This is a genomic window from Halomonas sp. hl-4 (genome assembly GCF_900215475.1).
In the GTDB taxonomy this organism is placed as follows: Bacteria; Pseudomonadota; Gammaproteobacteria; order Pseudomonadales; family Halomonadaceae; genus Vreelandella.
On sequence record NZ_LT907845.1, the window covers coordinates 1,773,846 to 1,792,936 of the forward strand.

The 19,091-nt window shown below is 57.0% G+C and carries 16 protein-coding genes; 8 read left to right on the forward strand and 8 right to left on the reverse strand.

The features are described 5' to 3' along the window. Positions 1-111 precede the first annotated feature (111 nt). Positions 112-2,643 (forward strand): penicillin-binding protein 1A, encoded by a 2,532-nt coding sequence (locus tag CPH17_RS08495; RefSeq protein ID WP_074397332.1) that lies wholly within the window; start codon positions 112-114, stop codon positions 2,641-2,643. Between the two features lie 69 nt (positions 2,644-2,712). On the opposite strand, the gene CPH17_RS08500 is transcribed toward CPH17_RS08495, so the two are convergent. From CPH17_RS08500 to CPH17_RS08510, 3 genes are read right to left on the reverse strand one after another with little or no spacing between them, the layout of a single operon-like run. Then, the gene (locus CPH17_RS08500; protein ID WP_074397333.1) at positions 2,713-4,719 is read right to left on the reverse strand and encodes a TRAP transporter permease; all 2,007 of its coding nucleotides are present in this window, start codon (positions 4,717-4,719) and stop codon (positions 2,713-2,715) included. Between the two features lie 26 nt (positions 4,720-4,745). Then, a complete protein-coding gene (locus CPH17_RS08505) occupies positions 4,746-5,303 on the reverse strand; it encodes a DUF1850 domain-containing protein (protein ID WP_082934268.1) in 558 nt (185 codons plus the stop codon). A gap of 20 nt (positions 5,304-5,323) precedes the next feature. Further along, entirely contained in the window at positions 5,324-6,283 is a 960-nt protein-coding gene (locus CPH17_RS08510; RefSeq protein WP_074397334.1) for a TAXI family TRAP transporter solute-binding subunit, read from the reverse strand. 287 nt (positions 6,284-6,570) lie between these two features. Here CPH17_RS08510 and CPH17_RS08515 point away from each other — a divergent pair, with 287 nt between their 5' ends. After that, a complete protein-coding gene (locus CPH17_RS08515; RefSeq protein ID WP_074397335.1) occupies positions 6,571-7,317 on the forward strand; it encodes a sulfite exporter TauE/SafE family protein in 747 nt (248 codons plus the stop codon). Positions 7,318-7,332: 15 nt separating this feature from the next. On the opposite strand, the gene lhgO is transcribed toward CPH17_RS08515, so the two are convergent. Next, on the reverse strand, positions 7,333-8,529 hold the full coding sequence (lhgO, locus tag CPH17_RS08520) for an L-2-hydroxyglutarate oxidase (protein WP_074397336.1): 1,197 nt from the start codon (positions 8,527-8,529) through the stop codon (positions 7,333-7,335). A gap of 100 nt (positions 8,530-8,629) precedes the next feature. Between lhgO and csiR the strand changes: the two genes are divergently transcribed. From csiR to gabT, 6 genes are all read left to right on the forward strand, one after another. After that, entirely contained in the window at positions 8,630-9,319 is a 690-nt protein-coding gene (gene csiR / locus CPH17_RS08525) for a DNA-binding transcriptional regulator CsiR (RefSeq protein WP_074397337.1), read from the forward strand. A 132-nt stretch (positions 9,320-9,451) separates the two neighbouring features. Continuing rightward, positions 9,452-10,630 carry an acyl-CoA dehydrogenase gene (locus CPH17_RS08530; RefSeq protein WP_074397338.1) on the forward strand — a complete coding sequence of 393 codons (1,179 nt, stop codon included), beginning with the start codon at positions 9,452-9,454 and terminating at the stop codon, positions 10,628-10,630. Positions 10,631-10,649: 19 nt separating this feature from the next. Continuing rightward, complete coding sequence (locus CPH17_RS08535; protein ID WP_096299025.1) at positions 10,650-11,864, forward strand: CaiB/BaiF CoA transferase family protein; 1,215 nt, start codon at positions 10,650-10,652, stop codon at positions 11,862-11,864. Positions 11,865-12,083: 219 nt separating this feature from the next. Further along, positions 12,084-12,896 (forward strand): EAL domain-containing protein, encoded by an 813-nt coding sequence (locus CPH17_RS08540; RefSeq protein WP_096299041.1) that lies wholly within the window; start codon positions 12,084-12,086, stop codon positions 12,894-12,896. Next, positions 12,889-13,824, forward strand: a complete 936-nt coding sequence (locus tag CPH17_RS08545) for a GGDEF domain-containing protein (RefSeq protein WP_096299043.1) — start codon at positions 12,889-12,891, stop codon at positions 13,822-13,824. Before CPH17_RS08540 ends, CPH17_RS08545 begins: the two co-directional genes overlap by 8 nt. A gap of 56 nt (positions 13,825-13,880) precedes the next feature. Continuing rightward, positions 13,881-15,155: a 4-aminobutyrate--2-oxoglutarate transaminase gene (gene gabT, locus CPH17_RS08550; protein ID WP_096299045.1), complete on the forward strand. Its 1,275-nt coding sequence runs from the start codon at positions 13,881-13,883 to the stop codon at positions 15,153-15,155. A 60-nt stretch (positions 15,156-15,215) separates the two neighbouring features. On the opposite strand, the gene CPH17_RS08555 is transcribed toward gabT, so the two are convergent. The 4 genes from CPH17_RS08555 to CPH17_RS08570 all read right to left on the reverse strand — a co-directional run bounded on the left by CPH17_RS08555 (position 15,216) and on the right by CPH17_RS08570 (position 18,968). Beyond that, the gene (locus tag CPH17_RS08555) at positions 15,216-15,464 is read right to left on the reverse strand and encodes a YkoF family thiamine/hydroxymethylpyrimidine-binding protein (protein WP_096299047.1); all 249 of its coding nucleotides are present in this window, start codon (positions 15,462-15,464) and stop codon (positions 15,216-15,218) included. A 9-nt stretch (positions 15,465-15,473) separates the two neighbouring features. Beyond that, a complete protein-coding gene (locus tag CPH17_RS08560; RefSeq protein WP_096299049.1) occupies positions 15,474-16,301 on the reverse strand; it encodes an alpha/beta fold hydrolase in 828 nt (275 codons plus the stop codon). A gap of 112 nt (positions 16,302-16,413) precedes the next feature. Further along, entirely contained in the window at positions 16,414-17,460 is a 1,047-nt protein-coding gene (dinB, locus tag CPH17_RS08565; RefSeq protein ID WP_096299051.1) for a DNA polymerase IV, read from the reverse strand. Between the two features lie 44 nt (positions 17,461-17,504). Continuing rightward, entirely contained in the window at positions 17,505-18,968 is a 1,464-nt protein-coding gene (locus tag CPH17_RS08570; RefSeq protein ID WP_096299053.1) for a protein adenylyltransferase SelO, read from the reverse strand. Positions 18,969-19,091 lie beyond the last annotated feature (123 nt).

The window sequence follows — 19,091 nt, forward strand, 5'->3', positions numbered from 1 at the left end:
ACATCAACACTGGTGGCGGCCGCCTCGGCTTCCTATAATGGCAGCCAGTTGCGTGATACGGTCGTTTAGATACCGTCTCTTTTTTATTCATCCCATGGGTACTTTCCATTCATGACGTTTCTCCGCACCCTTATTGTGTCGCTGTTAGGCATCGTGGTATCGCTTGCCGGTGCCGTTATCCTCGCCGTGGTCGGCGCCGCTATCTATTTCGCCCCCGGTCTTCCAGACGTTCGTCAGCTGCAAAACTTTGAGCTGCACACCCCATTACGCATTCTGACCCGCGACGGGCTATTGATCGGCGAGTTTGGCGAAGAGCGGCGGATCGAAATTGACTTCGACGCAATTCCCGACGAGATGATTAACGCCCTGACCGCCGCCGAAGATGCCAATTATTTCGACCACCAAGGCGTAGACCCGCGCGGCCTGGCCCGTGCCTCGCTGGAATTGATGCAAAGTGGCGGGGCAATCCAGTCCGGTGGTTCCACCATTACCATGCAGGTGGCGCGTAACTATCTGCTGACGCTGGATCAAACCTTTACCCGCAAAATTCGCGAAATCCTGCTCGCTTTGCAGATGGAGCAATTGTTAAATAAAGAAGAAATTTTCGAACTCTATGTAAACAAAATATTTCTAGGTAACCGTGCGTATGGGATCGCCGCCGCGGCCGACACCTATTACGACAAACCCCTGGAGGAATTGACGCTGGCAGAAACCGCCATGATTGCCGGCCTGCCCAAAGCCCCTTCGGCGTTTAATCCCTTGGCCAATTCAGAGCGCTCGCTGATTCGTCGCAACTGGATTTTATTCCGCATGCGCGAACTGGGGCATATTGACGAAGATACCTATCGCGAGGCAGTTCAAGCGCCGGTCACAGCGCGCCGTCACTCAACCGAAACGGAAGTGGATGCATCTTACGTTGCCGAAATGGCCCGCCAATATGCTGTCGACCGCTTCGGCGACGATGCCTATACCGGTGGCTACCGCATTTACACCACCATCGACAGCGAGCTACAACCTTCGGCTCGCCGCGCCTTGGCGGATGGACTAATTGCTTACGACCGGCGCCACGGCTGGCGTGGACCAGAGGAGCGCGACATTGCCTCAAGCCTAGTGGAAGCTCAGGAGCAAACCGAGACCCAGGGGCTTGAAGAAGAACTTGCCGAGTCGCCGGAGATTCGCCAAACCGCTCGTCAGGCGGCCGAACGCAGCCAAACCGAAGTCGACGGTATCGAAGGCGATGTCAGCAACTGGATTCAGGTGCTTGATCGCACGCCGCGCTATGGCTTACTCCAACCAGCGATTGTCGTCGAAAGCAGTGGACAAGAGATGGACGTGCTGGTCGATGGGGAACTGCGCAGCATCCCTTGGGAAGGCTTAAACTGGGCGCGCCCCTTTCAATCGCCGCGCAGCCAAGGTGCCGAACCTAGTTCCGCAGAAGAAATTGCCACACGCGGCGATTTAATCCGTGTAGTGGAAAATGAAGAAGGCGAACTGCGCTTATCTCAACGCCCAGATGCCGAAGGTTCATTAGTCGCCCAGGACCCACGCACTGGCGCTATTCTGGCGCTGCAAGGTGGCTTTGACTTTAACGCTAGTAAGTTTAACCGCGCCGTTCAGGCTCAGCGCCAAGCCGGCTCTATTTTCAAACCGTTTATCTATCTCGCCGCACTTGAAGAAGGCGACATGAACGCCGCCAGCGTGGTTAACGATGCGCCGGTAGTGATGGATGATGGTAGCGATACCATGTGGCGCCCGGTTAATTCTAGCCTCGATTTCCAAGGCCCCACGCGGCTGCGCCCGGCGCTGGCACGCTCGCGCAACCTAGTCACCATCCGGGTACTACAAAGCATGGGGATTGACTACACCCTGGAATACTTACAAGGCTTTGGTTTCGCTGAAGGCCGTCTGCCACGTGGCTTAGCCCTAGCGCTTGGCAGTGCCAGTCTCACGCCGTTGGAAATGACCAATGCGTACTCTGTGCTCGCCAACGGCGGCTTCCAAGTATCTCCGTGGTTTATCGAGCGGGTTGCCCGGGAAGGCGGTGACGAGGAAGAAATTCTCGACGAAGCCACCCCACAAGTGGCTTGCCGTGAATGCGACGATGACCAGGAGACGGTAGAAATTGATGGCCGCGAATACCCCGTCGCGCCCCGCGTTGCCGACCCTGCTGCCTTGTACATTCTGCGCGATATGATGCGTGACGTTATTGAAAGCGGCACCGGGCGTGCGGCATTAAGCTTGGAGCGCGACGACATCGTCGGCAAAACCGGCACCACCAATAGCCAGCGTGATACCTGGTTTGCTGGCTTTAACGACAACCTGGTCACGACTATTTGGGTCGGTAAAGACAGCAACGAAACCATGGCCGAATACGGTGCCAATGCGGCGCTACCCATTTGGATTGACTTTATGGGTGAGGCATTAGAAGGAACGCCTTCGGCGATGCCCGAGCAGCCGGATACGGTGGTTAGCGCGAGGATTGATCCTGATAGTGGCCGCCGCTTGCGCGACGAACAATCCGGCGGCATTTCCGAGTTATTCCACGAGGATTATCTACCCGACTACCAAAACAGCCAGATTAGCCGTGAGCTGGAAGAAGAAAGCGGCTCTCAAGGCTCGGGTACGGCGGAATCCATTTTCTAACGTACAAGCCCCAAAGTAAAAGGCCTGGCAATATGCCAGGCCTTTTTTGTGCTTACGCTAATCCCTCAACTAGGCAACGGCAGATTCTCGCCTGCTCGCTAGCCAGTTGGCGATAATCGCCACGCTCATGACCACCACCCCGGCCGCTTCGGCCATCAGGTTGGGGTAGAACACGCCGATAATCGCGATGCTAATGGCGATTCGCGACAGCCAGCCCATTCGAGTGAATAGGTAACCCTCCAAGGCAGCGGCAAACGCTCCAAGCGCCAGCAGGGCAATCACCCCGTTCCAAATCACCAGCGGTACTGGCCCACCAACAATAATCTCCGGATTGAATACCATAAACAGCGGAATCAGATACAGGCCCTTGGCAAACTTCCAGGCCTGGAAGCTGGTTTCCATCGGTTTACTGCCGGCAATTGCTGCCCCCGCAAACCCGGCGAGGGCGACGGGGGGCGTCACGTTGGAATCCTGGGAATACCAGAACACCACCAGATGAGCGATCAACAGCGGAATGCCAAACTCTTCGGTCAGCGCGGGGCCAACCAGTACGATGAGTACGATATAGCTAGCGGTAACTGGCAGTCCCATGCCCAACACCAAGCTCGCCAGTAGCACCATGAGCAGCGCCAGCAGGATGTTGCCGCCGGAAAATGCCATCATCATCGAGGAGAATTTAAGCCCCAGGCCGGTAAGCCCGACGACGCCGACGATGATCCCCGCCACCGCGCAGGCCATGGAGACTGCCACCGCATTACGTGCGCCTAACTCGAGCCCTTCGACAAGCTTTCTAAGCCCGGCAGCCGAAACCTCCTTGATACGGTGCGCGGTCACTGCCTCGCCCTGTTTGGGGGCGATGAACATAAACCACACCGCATAACGCAGCACGGCAACCGCCACCATGGTGACCACCGCATAAAAACCTACGCGCATCGGCGACATGCTCATCGCCAACAGCCACACCAGCACCGCCAGCGGCAGCAAGAAATGCCAGCCATCGCGCATTACCTGGCGCATCTGCGGCAGCTCGCTTTTCGCCATGCCCTGCATGCCCTGCTTAAGCGCGATGATATGCACAAACAAGTACACCGTGGCGAAATACATGATCGCTGGCAAAATGCTGATTTTGACGATTTCCAAATACGGCGTATTGGTGTATTCGGCAATCAAGAACGCCCCGGCGCCCATTAACGGCGGCATGATTTGCCCACCGGTGGAAGCAGCAGCTTCAATCCCCCCCGCTTCCTTGGGTTTGTAGCCAAGCTTTTTCATCAACGGAATGGTAAACGCCCCCGTGGTCACCACGTTGGCAATCGCGCTACCTGAAATCGAGCCCATGCCCGCCGAGGCAAGTACAGCGGCTTTGGCCGGGCCGCCGCGCTGGCGGCCGGTGGCGGCGTAGGCCATGTCGATAAAAAACCTGCCCGCGCCGGTGCTTTCCAAAAAGGCACCAAACAGTACGAAAATAAAGATATAGGTCGCCGCAACCCCAAGCGGTAGCCCAAAAATACCTTCCTGGCCGAGATAAAGCTGCCCGGCGATTCGATCAAGACTATAGCCACGGTGATCTAAAATGCCCGGCATCCACTCCCCAAGCCAAGGCAACTCACCGCGCGGCCCAGCCATGGCATAGAGGATGGCGATCAACCCGATCACGGTCATGCTGAAACCAACCGCTCGACGGCTAGCTTCAAGTACCGTGACCGTGGCGATGCAGGCCACCAGGATATCGGTCTCCGACCAAAAACCCGCTCGGTTGATAATCTCGTCGAGATACAGCACCAGATAGCCGCCAGTGATCACCGCACCGGCAAAAAACACTGCATCGATCGCCCAGCTTAGAATGCCGCGCGGACGAGTGCCCCCGAAGACCGGAAACATTAAAAAGGCCAGCATCATGATCAATGCAAGGTGAATGCTACGCTGATAGAAAAGCCCCAACGGTTGTATGCCCGCTGAGAAAAGTTGGAACAGGGAAAGCCCCACCGCCACAATGGTGATGCACCAAAGTATCGCACGGGGCTGAATCACATTGCCGCCGGGCATGACAACCGGTGGTTGTTTGGATTCGTTCATGAAGTCCTCATCAGACGATGTCTTGCTTACTTGTTGTCCACGCCGGATAGCGCGGTTTCAGTCAACTGCAGGGTAACCCGCTCACCTGCAGCGCGACGGCTCAAGCTGAAGCTTTTCGCCTCCCCATCACGCTGCCATACCAGGCGATGGTCAACCGCGAGCGCCCCCACGCGCAAAGCGTACCGATTCCCCGGAACGGGTTCATCAATGCCTTCAATCCAATACCCCCCCTCTCCATCGGAAAGCTGTTCACCTCGGCCTTGGGTATGCCCCAGGCCAGCAGCAAAATCGGGTTGGTGACTGCGCTCTAATTCCATCACACCCGCGTGATTACGGTAACAATCCAATACCGCAAACTTCTTTACCGAGTGGTGCCATTGCAGGCACCAGCGCGCCCCTTCAGGCATCGCCGTTTGGAACAGTGGTTCGCCCTGCTCGTCGGTCACCAGCAGGTACGCAGACGCATTAGCCGGAGCTGAGGAAGACTCCGCTCCGGCTAATGGTGAGCAGGTTAGCCCCAGCACAAGCGCTGGGGCTAACCTCCCGATGGTGATCCAAGGCAGGCGTCGTCGTTGCAGATGCATGATGATCGCCCGCGCGTGGATTAGGGACGTAGACGATCCGGAATGTCGGCGTCAACTTCTTCGAAATAACGAATGGCACCTGGATGCAGCGGCACCGGTGTGGACTCCATGGTGAAATCAACGGTGGTGTCGTTGGCCGCCGGATGCACCGCGATCAGCTCATCGGTGTTTTCGAACAGCAGCTCGGTCAGCTGGTAGGCCAGATCCTCGTCCATATCTGAATTAACGACCAGAACGTTCGGAATGCCGATGGTTTGCACCGCTTCGTCCATGCCTTCGTAGAGGCCTTCTTCCAGCTCGTAAGGAGCAAAGACTTCCTCTTCTTCCTGAGCGTTCTCAATTTCTTCGTCGCTCAAACCAATCAGACGGATATCCCGCGTGGTGGCCAGGTTCATGATGGAACTGGTGGGCGGGCCAACGCTCCAGAAGCCGGCGTCGATGTCGCCATCGCGAATGGCGTCAGCGGTTTCGTTGAAGTTAAGGCGCTGGGGCGTGAAGTCGTCGTAACTCATGCCGTTGGCTTCTAATAGCGCGCGAGCGTTCAGCTCGGTGCCGCTACCCGGAGCGCCTACCGAGACGCGTTTGCCTTCCAGGTCCGACAGCGACTCAATGTCCGAGTCGGCCAGGGTGACCAGTTGCACGGCGTTGGGGTAAACCGAGGCAAGCGCACGAGTATTTTCGACCTGACGACCTTCGAAATCGCCCGAACCTTCATAGGCTTGGTAAGCGGTATCGGCCAGCACCAGCGCTAAATCGGCTTCGCCGCGCATGATCAGACCCATATTTTCCACTGAGGCACCGGTGACTTCTGCCGTCGCCTGAGCGCCTTCGATGTGCTCGTTAATCATTTCGGCAAAACCGCCGCCGATGGGGTAATACACACCACCGGTTCCACCCGTGGCGATAGCAAGCTGTTGGGCGCTAGCAGGCAATGCCACCGCCAGTAGGGAAGCAGCAGCAGCTGTAGATAGAGTTCGCATATGCGTTTCCTCCGTCCTGTTTGGACTTATAGGTATGGTTGACGATTAGGAGGTGATTCATCCAACTTCCGTTCCAATGGAAGCAGTGACAAAGAAATTAGCACGCATTCGCCGTTAGATGCCAATAACTTGACGTTAACGCTCACTAAACCCTGGCCATTTTGCCAAGCTTAACAGTGCGCCGAGATGCGTTTATTCCGCAATGCTTATATGATCCTGGGCTAACATTTCTGGCGAGGAGTCTGCCCCATGTCATATTTTCAACGCCCCGCTAATGAGGAACGCGCATGATGCTTTGGGAGGCCGCCGCGCTGGTAGGCATTGGTATTATTGCCGGGTTTATTAATGTGCTCTCAGCGGGCGGCTCGATGCTGGCGCTGCCGCTTTTGATGTTCCTCGGTTTACCCACCCAGGTGGCAAACGGCACAAATCGCGTCGCCATCGTACTGCAAAGCGTTTCCGCAATTGGTAGCTTCATGCGCGCCGGCGCCTCGCATCTCGCGCTGAGCCTGCGCCTCTCGGTGCCCGCTGTGGTTGGCTCGCTGGTAGGTGCCTGGCTGGCGCTACAAGTCAGCGATGCCTTGTTTGAAGCTATATTGATCGCTGTCATGGCGGGCTCCGCGCTGGTCATGGTGCTGCCGCAGCCCGCGCTGGATACTCGGCCACTTACTGCCGAACGGCTAACACCGATGATCTACCTCGCCATGTTCGTGATCGGCGTGTACGGCGGTTTTATTCAAGTCGGTGTGGGCGTGCTGTTTATCATCGTGCTGTACCGTATGCTGAAAATCGACCTCGCCCAGGTCAATGTTTTCAAAGTTCTGATCATTCTCGTTTACAGCCTTCCGGCGCTGGCAATGTTTATGTGGTTCGATCAAGTACGCTGGAGTTATGGGCTGCTGCTGGCACTGGGCAGCATGATTGGCGCCTGGCTGGCGGTTAAGGTCAACATGAGCCCCCGCGGCGCTATGTGGATCAAATACCTCACGCTGGCAATGATCGTCGCGATCTTGCTGCGCCTGCTAATCGGCTAGGCGGCCACGGCGTCATTAGTCCATCAGCAGTGCCTGTACCTGCTTCACAATATGCGCCCCGATCGGCAACGCTGACGTAGCCGCGGGTGATGGCGCGTTACCCACGTTGAGCGTGCGCCGGGTGTTAACGAATAGAAAGTCGTCCACCAGTTTACCGTCACGGGATACCGCCTGGGCCCGCACACCTGCCGGATAAGGCAGTAGATCCTCGGCAGTGAGGCTCGGGCAGTACTTGCGTACCAGTGCCAGATAGCCGCGTTTATAAAGCGAATTTTTCATTTCAATAAGCCCCGGCCGTAGATGTCTACCCAAGACTTTTAAAATGCCCGGATGGGTCAACATCTGACCCATATCGATCAGCGACACATCCCGCTTACGATAGCCTTCACGCTTTAATGCCAGTACTGCGTTGGGCCCCACGGTCACGCTGCCGTCGATCATGCGGGTCAAATGCACGCCCAAAAATGGCATTGCCGGATCGGGTATGGGGTAGATCAGGTGGTTCACAATCTGGTTATGGTGCTTGGGCAGTTGATAATACTCGCCACGGAACGGACAAATCGTAAAGTCGGGTTTTTGCCCCAACATGCGGATCACCTTGTCCGCCATTAACCCTGAGCACGACACCAGGTAGCGGCTGGTCAGGGTATCGCGGGTGGTGGTCACCACCACCTCTTGGCGGCGCTCCTCCAGCGCTGTCACCTCCGCCTCATAGCGGATTTCTCCACCCAGACGCTCGAAGGTTGCGGCCATGGCACGAGTCACTTCGGCGTAATCAACAATGCCGCTGGAGGGCACATGGATACCCGCCACCCCTGTAATATTAGGCTCTCTTTCGCGCAGTGCATCGGCGTCCAACCACTCACGCTGCAGACCGTTAGCCGCCGTACGCTCCCATAGCGCCTCCATGCGCTGCTTTTCGACATCGTTCGTCGCCACCAGCAGCTTGCCGCAGATATTGTAGGCAATGCCGTGCTCGTCACAAAACTCACGGGTAGCGCGGTTACCCTCGAGACAAAATTTAGCCTTCAAGCTCCCCGGCGTGTAATACACCCCAGCGTGAATAACGCCGCTGTTATGACCCGTTTGGTGTTGCGCGAGGGTCTTTTCTTTCTCGAGCACCAACAGACGTTTATCCGGGTAGCGCTGCTGAAGTTGCATCGCCGTGGACATACCCAGGATGCCACCGCCGATAATGATAAAATCCCACATCAATCTCTTCCTCTAGGCCAAATTAATAACATTTGTTGATAATAGCCGTTATTCTTTGGATACCGATATAATCCAGCCGTCACCAGGGAGCTACTACGCCATGGAGCCAGACGCGCCGCGTCAGAATCTCGCCATTCGCGCCTACCGGGAGCTTAAGCACGATATTATCCGTGGCCGCTTCGCGCCGGAACAGAAGCTGCTGATGAGCCGCCTTAAAGACTACTATGGCGTAAGCACGGGGCCGCTACGCGAAGCACTATCCCAGCTGGTGGCTGACCGTTTAGTGGTCGCCATCAGCCAGCGGGGCTACCGTGTTGCGCCCATGTCGCTTGCCGAACTCAACGACATTTACGATGCCCGAGCCCAGCTTGAAGGGCTCATTCTGCGGCTGGCCATCGAGCGCGGCGACGATGATTGGGAAGCCTCGGTAGTGGCAACCGCACACCGGCTAGCCAAAGTCACCGATATTAGCTCACCGGATGAGTTGCTTGACGGCTGGGACCTGCGCCATAAGGCGTTTCATACTGCCATCGCCAGCGGCTGTAATTCGCCGCACTTGCTGCAAATGCGCGATACCTTATTCAATCAGGTAGAGCGTTACCGCCATTTGTGGCTTCAAGAAACCGTGATGTCTCCCTCAGCCCTTGAGCAAAAGCGCCAAGAGCATGCAGCGCTGGTCGACGTTATCTTAGCGCGGGACACAGATCGAGCCGCCACCTTAATGCGCGACCATTTAATGACCCCCGTCCCCATCATTACAAGGGTCTTACAGTCTCGAGGCATTAAATAAATTCTGCGTTTCAAAAAAATGTAGATATTTTTAACGAACGGCGATACATTGTTTGCAGCGTATACATCGACTGCCACGTTATTGCCGTGGTCGCTTGCGGGCGTCTGCGGGACTGCACCAAGGAGTTCAGCCATGACCCACTTCAATTGGGATGACCCGCTGCTGCTGGAACACCAGTTAAGCGACGAAGAACGCCAAATTCGCGACGCCGCCCACGACTACTGCCAGGAAAATCTTCAACCACGGGTGCTTAGCGCCTTTCGCGAAGAGCGCTTTGATCGCGAGATCATGAGCGAAATGGGCGAGCTTGGCCTACTCGGCGCCACCGTTTCCCCCGACTACGGCGGCGCCGGCGTCAATCACGTCGCCTACGGTCTGATTGCCCGTGAAGTGGAGCGGGTCGATTCTGGCTACCGTTCCGCCATGAGCGTGCAGTCGTCACTGGTGATGTATCCCATTGAGGCTTACGGCTCCGAAGCACAAAAGCACAAATACCTGCCCAAGCTGGCCAGCGGTGAGATGGTCGGCTGCTTTGGTTTGACCGAGCCAGATCACGGTTCTGACCCCGGCGGCATGATCACCCGCGCGGAAAAAGTCGACGGCGGCTACCGCCTGACCGGCGCCAAGATGTGGATCACCAACAGTCCAATTGCCGACATCGCCGTGGTCTGGGCCAAGTCGGCGGCGCACGATAACCAGATTAAAGGCTTCATTGTGGAGCGCGGCACCGAAGGCTTCACCACCCCGAAGATCGAAGGCAAAGTCTCGCTGCGAGCGTCGATTACCGGCGAGATCGTGCTTGAGAATGCCTTTGTTCCAGAAGACAACCTGCTTCCCAACGTCAGCGGTTTGAAAGGCCCGTTTGGCTGCCTGAACAAGGCCCGCTACGGGATTGCCTGGGGCGTGATGGGCACCGCGGAATTCTGCTGGCACGCCGCCCGCCAATATACCCTGGACCGCAAGCAATTCGGTCGTCCGCTGGCCGCCAATCAGCTCATCCAGAAAAAACTCGCCGACATGCAAACCGAGATCACGCTTGGCCTGCAAGCCGCGCTACAGGTGGGCCGTCTGATGGATAGCGGCAACTGGTCGCCGGAAATGGTCTCGCTAATCAAGCGCAACAACTGCGGCAAGGCATTGGATATCGCCCGTCAATCCCGCGATATGCACGGCGGCAACGGCGTTTCCGACGAATACGGCGTTATCCGTCACATGGTGAACCTAGAATCGGTCAACACCTACGAAGGCACCCACGACGTGCATGCGCTGATCCTGGGGCGCGCCCAGACCGGCATTCAAGCGTTTTTCTAAGCGGCAAGAAGGACTCTTTATGAGCACATCTCCCAAACCGCTGGCAGGCATTAAAGTACTCGATATTTCCCGGGTGCTGGCAGGCCCGTGGTGCGGGCAAATGCTCGCCGATATGGGCGCGGATGTTATCAAGGTGGAACGCCCCGGCTGCGGCGACGACACCCGCCACTGGGGACCGCCGTGGCTGTCGGGCAGCAAAGAGTCTGCCTACTACTTGTGCGCCAACCGCGGCAAGCGCTCGGTCACGGTAGACATGGCCAAACCCGAAGGCCAGGCCCTCATCAAACAGATGGCGGCAGACACCGACGTGGTGATTGAGAACTTCAAGGTCGGCGGTCTCAAAAAGTACGGCTTGGATTACTCAAGCCTCAAAGCCCTAAATCCCGGCCTTGTCTATTGCTCCATTACCGGCTTTGGCCAGGAAAGCCCCTACGCCCATCGCGCCGGTTACGACTTTATGATCCAAGCCATGGGCGGGATTATGAGCATTACCGGCAAGCCTGACGATGAGCCGGGTGGCGGCCCGGTCAAAAGCGGCGTGGCCTTTACCGATATTTTCACTGGCCTTTACGCCGCCAACGCCGTGCTGGCGGCACTTTATCAGCGCCGCGATACGGGTATTGGCTGCCATATCGATATGGCGTTGATGGACGTTCAGGTGGGCGTGCTCGCCAATCAGGCACTCAACTATTTAACCTCCGGCAATGTCCCGCAGCGACTGGGCAACGCGCACCCCAACATCGTGCCTTACCAGGCGTTTGCTACCCAGGACGGCCACATGATCGTCGCCGTGGGTAACGACGACCAGTTCAAGCGCTTCTGCCAGGTGCTCTCGCTAAGCGCTGTAGCCGACGACGCACGCTTTGCCACCAACGGCGCGCGGGTGCAACACCGCGATCAACTGGTGCCGGTACTCGAAGCGGCGCTTGCCCAACGCGCTACCGACGACTGGCTGGCAGCGTTTGAAGCGGTAGGTGTTCCCAGCGGCCCCATCAACACGCTGGACCGTGTATTCGATGATGCACACGTCAAAGCGCGCGGACTAAAGCAGACGTTGCCGCACATTCAGGCGGGCCAGGTCGACCTGGTCGCTAACCCGATTCGCATGAACGGCGAATCCATCAGCGCCAGCACAGCACCGCCCTATCTCGGTGAGCACACTGACGATGTGTTGACCGGTATTGGCATTACGCCTGAACAACGTCATGCCCTACGCGATGCGGGCATTATCTGAATCCGAGCTGCTTCCACCAAATGCCTGTTGTACTGCATCAAGCGCCCAATCGGGCGCTTTTGGTCTTGATATCATTACACACCAAAAAGCTATACAATGAATATACAGAACCCTGGCGGTCATTTAATATATTTATACAGCCAACCTGCTACTGTGTGTTTAGGTCCGTAAAGTGGCGCTTGTATCGGTATTGTCGAGCGCAGGATACTGGGAGATACAATGAGTCAGTGCGCACGCGTAAATGGAACCTGCAAACGCTGCGAAGGCGAGCTTCCCTTCGAATTCACGATGGCATTCCAGCCCATTGTGGATATCTCGCTTGCCAAAATTTTCGCCTATGAGGCCCTCGTGCGTGGACCGCAAGGTGAGTCTGCCTGGAGTGTGATTTCCCAGGTGACCGATGAACTAATGTATCGCTTCGACCAAGCCTGCCGGGTAAAAGCGATTGAAATGGCCAGCGCACTGGACATGCATACGCCCCTGTCGATCAATTTCCTGCCCAATGCGGTCTACGAGCCCGAAGCGTGTATCCAGGCGACTCTTGACGTCTCCCGTCGGGTCGGCTGGCCAATCAATCAGCTGATTTTTGAAATTACCGAAACTGAGCGCGTTCGTGACCGCCAGCACTTATGCAATATTATCGATGCCTACCGCTCAATGGGGTTCACCACCGCGTTGGATGACTTTGGCAATGGCTACGCCAATCTGGATCTGCTAACAGAGCTCGCCCCCGATAAAATCAAGATTGACCGCGAGCTGGTGATTGACTGCGACCATCATCCTCGTCGTCAGGCGCTGCTTCGCTCGGTCATTCAACTGGCGGCAGAACTGGACATTAAGCTGATCGCCGAAGGCGTTGAGACTCACGCAGAAGCACTGTGGCTCGCGCGTGAAGGCATTCCTTGCCAACAGGGGTTCTACTTCGCGCGACCGGCCATTAACGCTCTTGCTCAGAGCAATGGTTTAACCCAGCGCCTGAAGGCCCTCCGTGATGAATCACAGCAGGTCAGTGGAGAAGTCCCTGATGATTAGTAACGCCGATCCATCGATTCATCAGCTCCTTGACCGCACAAAGCGCAATACTGAAAACGTCATCAAGGCGGCACCGCTAGGTATTTGCATCACCGATCCAAATGGCTATTTCGAGATGGTCAACCCAGCCTACTGCGATTTTTACGGTTACACCGAAGAAGAATTATTGGGTCAGCCTTTCACTATGGTGTTTCCAGAAGTCCACCGCGACAAAATGCGCGCGTTGCACGACGCCTTTCTTGCGGGCAACCAGCCCCATGAACTTCGCCAGGAACTGGAAGTGCGTCGCAAAAATGGCGAGGTTCGCAATATCATTACCGAAGCTGCACGCCTTGAAGGCGCTGATGGGCAAATGCGAAAAGCCACCTTTATTGTCGATATCACCCAGCGAAAACGGCTGGAGGAACGCCTGCAGCATGCTAATCAGCGCCTGCACTACCTCGCCCACCACGACGAACTCACCGGGCTGTTGAACCGCCGGGCTGGCTTACAGCGCCTGGAGCAGGAGCTAAGCCGAAGTTCGCGCTACCGCAACCCACTGAGCGTAGCGATGTTTGATCTGGATAATTTCAAGGCGATTAACGATAGCTACGGCCACAGTGTGGGCGACGATATACTTCAAGCAGTGACGGCTAAAGTGAACGAAATACTGCGTGAGACCGACGTTCTGATACGCTTGGGCGGCGAGGAATTTTTGGTCATCATGCCTGAAGTGGATGCCGATAATGCACAGCAGGCCATGGAGCGTGTGCGAAGTGCTGTTGCCCAGACATCGTTTACCCAACTGGCCTTGGCGGTTACGCTCTCCGCAGGAGTGGCAGGTTACGTTGAAGCCTCTACGACCCGGTTACTTGATCATGCCGATAAAGCTATGTATCAAGCTAAGCAGTCGGGTCGCAATCGCGTAGTGGTCGCTTCATCCATGTAATCCTGCCTGTTGAGCACTATGCTGAAGCCTACCCCCATCAACCCAGGAGTTGAGCTATGAGCAATGCCGAGCTAAACGAGTTAAAAAAGAAATACGTCGCCGCCGGTGCCGCGAGCCCCGCCACCGCCTTTGCCGCACGCGCTGAAAATGCCGAGGTGTGGGACGCCGATGGTAATCGCTTTATCGATTTTGCCGGCGGCATTGGTGTACTTAACGTCGGCCACCGCCACCCCAAAGTGGTCGCCGCGGTTAAAGCCCAGCTCGACAAAGTGATGCACACCTGCCAAACGGTGATGCCCTATGAAGGCTATGTAAAAGTCGCCGAGAAACTGAGCCACATTGTGCCGGTGCGCGGCCACGCCAAGGTGATGCTGGCCAACTCGGGCGCCGAGGCGCTTGAAAACGCAGTCAAGATTGCCCGTGCCGCCACTGGGCGTTCCAACATAATCTGCTTTGACGGCGGCTATCATGGCCGCACCTTCTATACCATGGCCATGAACGGCAAGGTCGCGCCTTACCAAAATGACTTTGGCCCGATGCCGGGCACGGTATTCCGCGCGCCCTACCCAGTGCCGTATCACGGTGTGAGCGAAGACGAAGCCATCCGCGGTTTGAAAATGGCGCTGAAAACCGACGCCAACCCCAACGATACCGCGGCGATTATTCTGGAGCCGGTCCTCGGTGAAGGCGGTTTCTACCCAGCCCCCAAAAGCTTCCTCGAGAAAATCCGCGCCATCTGCGATGAGCACGGCATTCTGATGATCGTCGACGAAGTGCAGTCGGGCTTTGGCCGCACTGGCAAGATGTTTGCCATAGAGCACAGCGGCGTTGAGCCGGACATGATGACCATGGCCAAGAGCATGGCCGATGGCATGCCGATTTCTGCCATCGTGGGTACCGACAAGATCATGGACGCGTCTGGCCCCAACTCATTGGGCGGCACCTACACTGGTAGTCCGACCGCCTGTGCAGCCGCCCTTGCGGTGATGGAGGTGTTCGAGGAAGAGAACATTCTCGAGAAAAGTCAGGCGCTAGGCGACAACTTGGCCACCCGCTTTAAGAACTGGCAAGGCAAGTTTGATTGCATCGATAACATCCGTAACATGGGGGCAATGGCCGCGTTTGAACTGGTATCCGACAAAGCCAACCATACTCCCAATGCGGAACTTGCTGCCAAGCTTTGCGGCAAAGCACGCGAAGAAGGGCTAATTCTGCTTTCCTGCGGCATGTACGGCAACACGATTCGCTTCCTGATGCCGGTCACTATCGAAGACGACGTGCTCAATGAAGGACTGGATATTATCGAGTCCTGCCTGGATTCGCTGGTGTAAGCGTTAGCTTTATATCGAACCAAAACGCCGCCCAATGAGGCGGCGTTTTTTGTGCTTTCATTAGCGAGGCCGGCGGTCGCCTTCCAGGTAATTCACCGAAAACACCGCTTTGCCGTGGGTCTCAAACGACCACTTCATGACATCGCTCAGCGCTTCCATTACCTCATCGAATTCGCCAAATACCTGCGTGCTCATGCGGTTCGGGTGTACTTCCAGGCCTGTCGCTTCCAGGCGCTTTACTACCTCTTTCACCGCTGGTTTGAAATCATCGGCCAGCGGGTAATAACTAAGCTGTACGGAAAGGTACATAACGCCTCCTTACGCTGTCTGTGAGGTTGTGCTGCGTGGCGCCATTCGCTGCCAGGCAGCCACAATCGCGCCACGGGTTTCGTCGGGGTGCTCCATGGGGAACATGTGCGTGCCGGGAACGCTGCTCACCTCAACGCCGTGGCGCTTCAGGCGCTGAATGCGCGACGCCGTCAACAAATGTGACTCCTCCCCCGCCACGACCTCTAAGGGTACGCCCACCCGACGCGGCAAACGGGTTAAGTGATCGGGCAAATGACGGAAAATCTCCACCTCGATCCGCGGATCAAACGTAAGCTCAGCGCTACCGTCTGACAATACCTTTGTTCCTGCTTCAATGTAGTCGTTGAGCGCCTCAGGGGTAAAGCGACGAAACAACCCACGGCGTTGCAGCGTGTTCGCCATTGCCTCTCGGCTCGGCCAAATGGTCCGCCGACCCAGGGTTTTACCGGCAGGCGTCACTCGGTCGACAAAGCCAAAACGTTTAGCGGCCTTCATCGCCCAGGCATCACGCCCCAGCATCAGCGGCGGGTCGAGCATGATCACGCCACAGAAGCGCTCGGGCTGTTTATCGGCGGCCATGGCCATCAAGGTCCCACCCAGTGAATGCCCAACGCCCAATAGCGGCGTGTCACTCTCGGGCAAATAGCTCAGCAGCTCATCCACCAGGTTGCCCCAGTTGTGGTTAACGGGGTAATCCGGATGGTGGCCCAGGCGGTCCAGCGGATGCAGATCAAAGGACTCGGCCAGTGGCGCCAGCAAGCTGCGATAGCTTAACCCTGGAAAGCCATTGGCATGGGCAAACACTAAACGTGGGCGTAATGCGGTATCAGCAGACATAGCGGGGCTCGTGGTTAAGTCGATAATTCAGCGATGACGAAGCCATCTATCATACATCTGTTTTAATGCACGCCTGAAAGAGCGTCAATCAACATACGTCTTAACCGGCTAATTAAAATAGCGACAGTTGCTGTTCCTGGCTGTTTTCCGCCAACCGGTAACCCACGCCCAACAGGCGCACGGGCCGCTCGCCCCGTGCCCAGCCGACGTTAAGCAACGTTTCAAACTGTTCAAGGTTAGGAGCCGGGTCGGCATGCTCAACGGTGGTTTGAGTAAAGTCGTTGAACTTCACTTTGACGATCAGCCCACGCACTGCCAGGGGCGGATCAAGCCTTGCGTAGCGGCGCTCCAGATCTTCAATCAAGGCTGGCAACTCACGGCGGCAGGCCTCAAGGTTAGGCAAATCCTGGGCGTAGGTTTGCTCGGTGCTAACTGATTTACGCTCGCGGTGGGTTTTCACCGGGCGTTCATCGCGCCCCCAGCTAAGTTCATGCAGCCGCCGCCCGAAACGGCCAAAGTGTTCGACCAGTTCCGTGAGCGAGCGGGCACGTAAATCGGTGCAGGTATGAATATTAAGCCCTGCCATTTTCTCCGCCGTACGCGGGCCAACGCCGTGAATCTTTTTCACCGGCAACTGCTGCACGAAAGTATCCACCTCATCCGGCGTGATGACACACAGGCCGTCGGGCTTGTTCCAGTCGCTGGCGATTTTGGCCAGAAACTTATTGGGCGCGACCCCCGCCGAGACGGTAATGCCTATCTCGCGGCTGACCCGCTCACGGATCGCTTCGGCCATTAGCGTCGCACTACCGTGATGCAGCGTCACCTCTGAGACATCCAGAAACGCCTCATCCAGGGAGAGCGGCTCGATAAGTTCAGTCACCTCGCGGTAGATGGCAAATACCTGCCGGGCCACCGCTTTGTATTTGGCCATATCGCCACGAATCAACGTCAAATGCGGGCAGCGTTTGAGCGCCTGAGCCATGGGCATCGCCGAGTGAATGCCGTACTCACGAGCGGGATAGTTGCAGGTGGCGACCACCCCACGCTGTTCGACACTGCCGCCTATCGCAATAGGAATATCGCGCAACGCCGGGTTATCGCGCATCTCCACCGCCGCGAAAAAACAGTCACAGTCGCAGTGAATGATCTTGCGCACTGGCCACCTTTATATACTGTAAAAAATCACAGTTTATCACAGCATCAGGTACCGCAGAACGTCCGCAGCACCTGCTCGTTTTCTGTTGCCGGTGCCGCTAAACGGCGCGCTTCAACAGAGTCATCAAACGGTTGGGTTACGACCGCCAGTAGCGTACGGAATGGCGTAAAGTCGCCCTCGTAAGCGGCATCGATGGCTTCTTGAACGCGATGGTTGCGCGGGATAATGATTGGGTTGGCGCGCTGCATAGCGGCTAGGCGGTCGGCGTTTTGACTCGCTGCCTGCGCCGCTTGCCACTGGCTTAACCACTTGCCTAGCCCATCGGGGTTTTCCGTTAGTGCCAAAAGCGCCTCGCGGTGATTGTCACTCGAGGACGCCGCGTATTGGGTCAGCGCATCAAAGGTGGCGGTCAGGTCCATCCGGCCCTGGTGCATCTGGCTTTCCAGCCCTTCCATCAATGCATCAGCTTGTTCGCTTCCCGCTTCAAGGCCGAGCTTATCGGCATGCAAGCGGCGCTGTGTGGCATTAAACAGCGTATCGAAATGGCGGATGGCATCGGTGGCTTTTTCGACCAGCGCGTCACCCTCCCCCTGGATCAGCGGCAGCAGCGTTTCGGCAAAGCGCGCCAGGTTCCACTGGGCAATTGCTGGTTGATTGGCAAATGCATAGCGGCGCCCTTGATCGATGGAGCTATACACCTTTTGCGGATCGAACTGCTCCATAAAGGCGCATGGGCCGTAGTCGATGGTTTCCCCCGCAATGCTGCAGTTATCGGTATTCATCACCCCATGAATAAAGCCGACGCTCAGCCAGCGGGCAATCAATTCCGCCTGGCGAGCGACCACGGCTTCCAGCAGCGCGAGGTAAGGGTCCTCCGCCGAGGCAGCATCCGGGTAGTGGCGTTCAATCACATGATCAGCGAGGGCCTTTAGCGCCGCTTCATCCTGGCGGGCGGCGATAAATTGAAACGTCCCTACCCGGATATGGCTGCTGGCGACCCGGGTGAACACCGCGCCGGGCTCGGGCAACTGGCGCACTACACGCTCGCCGGTGGTAACCGCCGCCAACGCACGGGTGGTGGGGATACCCACGGCGGCCATGTATTCGCTAACCAGGTATTCACGCAGCACTGGCCCCAAGGGCGAGCGTCCATCGCCGCCGCGGGAAAACGGCGTACGTCCGCTGCCTTTTAGCTGCACATCGCGGCGTTTGCCGTGCTGGTCGACGACTTCACCAAGCAGCAGCGCCCGGCCATCACCCAGTTGGGGCACAAAGTTGCCGAACTGGTGGCCCGCGTACCCCAGGGCTCCCGGCTTGGCACCGGGCAGTAATTGGTTACCGCTGAACCATTCGGCAAGCGTGGTGGCCTCTGGGATGTCCTGGGCGCCCAGCTCGTGGGCGAGCGGCGCGTTAAAGGCAACCAGCTCAGGGCGCTCAACCGGCGTTGCCTGGCTGGCGACCCAGAGAGGTTCTGGTAAGGTGGCGTAGCGATGTTCAAATGACAGCACGACTAACTCCGCGTCTATTGGCTGTGGACTGCTAATACCCTAGCATTTTACTCAAGTAAACGCCGAGACAAAGCTTCCCAAGCAAACCAGGTGTTGCACTTGATCCAGGAAGCGTGTCCATTG

Bases quoted from the DNA above. Each gene is read 5' to 3' on its own strand.
- CPH17_RS08495 (WP_074397332.1), top strand. From the start codon at position 112: ATGACGTTTCTCCGCACCCTTATTGTGTCGCTGTTAGGCATCGTGGTA.
- CPH17_RS08500 (WP_074397333.1), bottom strand. From the start codon at position 4,719: ATGAACGAATCCAAACAACCACCGGTTGTCATGCCCGGCGGCAATGTG.
- CPH17_RS08505 (WP_082934268.1), bottom strand. From the start codon at position 5,303: ATGCATCTGCAACGACGACGCCTGCCTTGGATCACCATCGGGAGGTTA.
- CPH17_RS08510 (WP_074397334.1), bottom strand. From the start codon at position 6,283: ATGCGAACTCTATCTACAGCTGCTGCTGCTTCCCTACTGGCGGTGGCA.
- CPH17_RS08515 (WP_074397335.1), top strand. From the start codon at position 6,571: ATGATGCTTTGGGAGGCCGCCGCGCTGGTAGGCATTGGTATTATTGCC.
- lhgO (WP_074397336.1), bottom strand. From the start codon at position 8,529: ATGTGGGATTTTATCATTATCGGCGGTGGCATCCTGGGTATGTCCACG.
- csiR (WP_074397337.1), top strand. From the start codon at position 8,630: ATGGAGCCAGACGCGCCGCGTCAGAATCTCGCCATTCGCGCCTACCGG.
- CPH17_RS08530 (WP_074397338.1), top strand. From the start codon at position 9,452: ATGACCCACTTCAATTGGGATGACCCGCTGCTGCTGGAACACCAGTTA.
- CPH17_RS08535 (WP_096299025.1), top strand. From the start codon at position 10,650: ATGAGCACATCTCCCAAACCGCTGGCAGGCATTAAAGTACTCGATATT.
- CPH17_RS08540 (WP_096299041.1), top strand. From the start codon at position 12,084: ATGAGTCAGTGCGCACGCGTAAATGGAACCTGCAAACGCTGCGAAGGC.
- CPH17_RS08545 (WP_096299043.1), top strand. From the start codon at position 12,889: ATGATTAGTAACGCCGATCCATCGATTCATCAGCTCCTTGACCGCACA.
- gabT (WP_096299045.1), top strand. From the start codon at position 13,881: ATGAGCAATGCCGAGCTAAACGAGTTAAAAAAGAAATACGTCGCCGCC.
- CPH17_RS08555 (WP_096299047.1), bottom strand. From the start codon at position 15,464: ATGTACCTTTCCGTACAGCTTAGTTATTACCCGCTGGCCGATGATTTC.
- CPH17_RS08560 (WP_096299049.1), bottom strand. From the start codon at position 16,301: ATGTCTGCTGATACCGCATTACGCCCACGTTTAGTGTTTGCCCATGCC.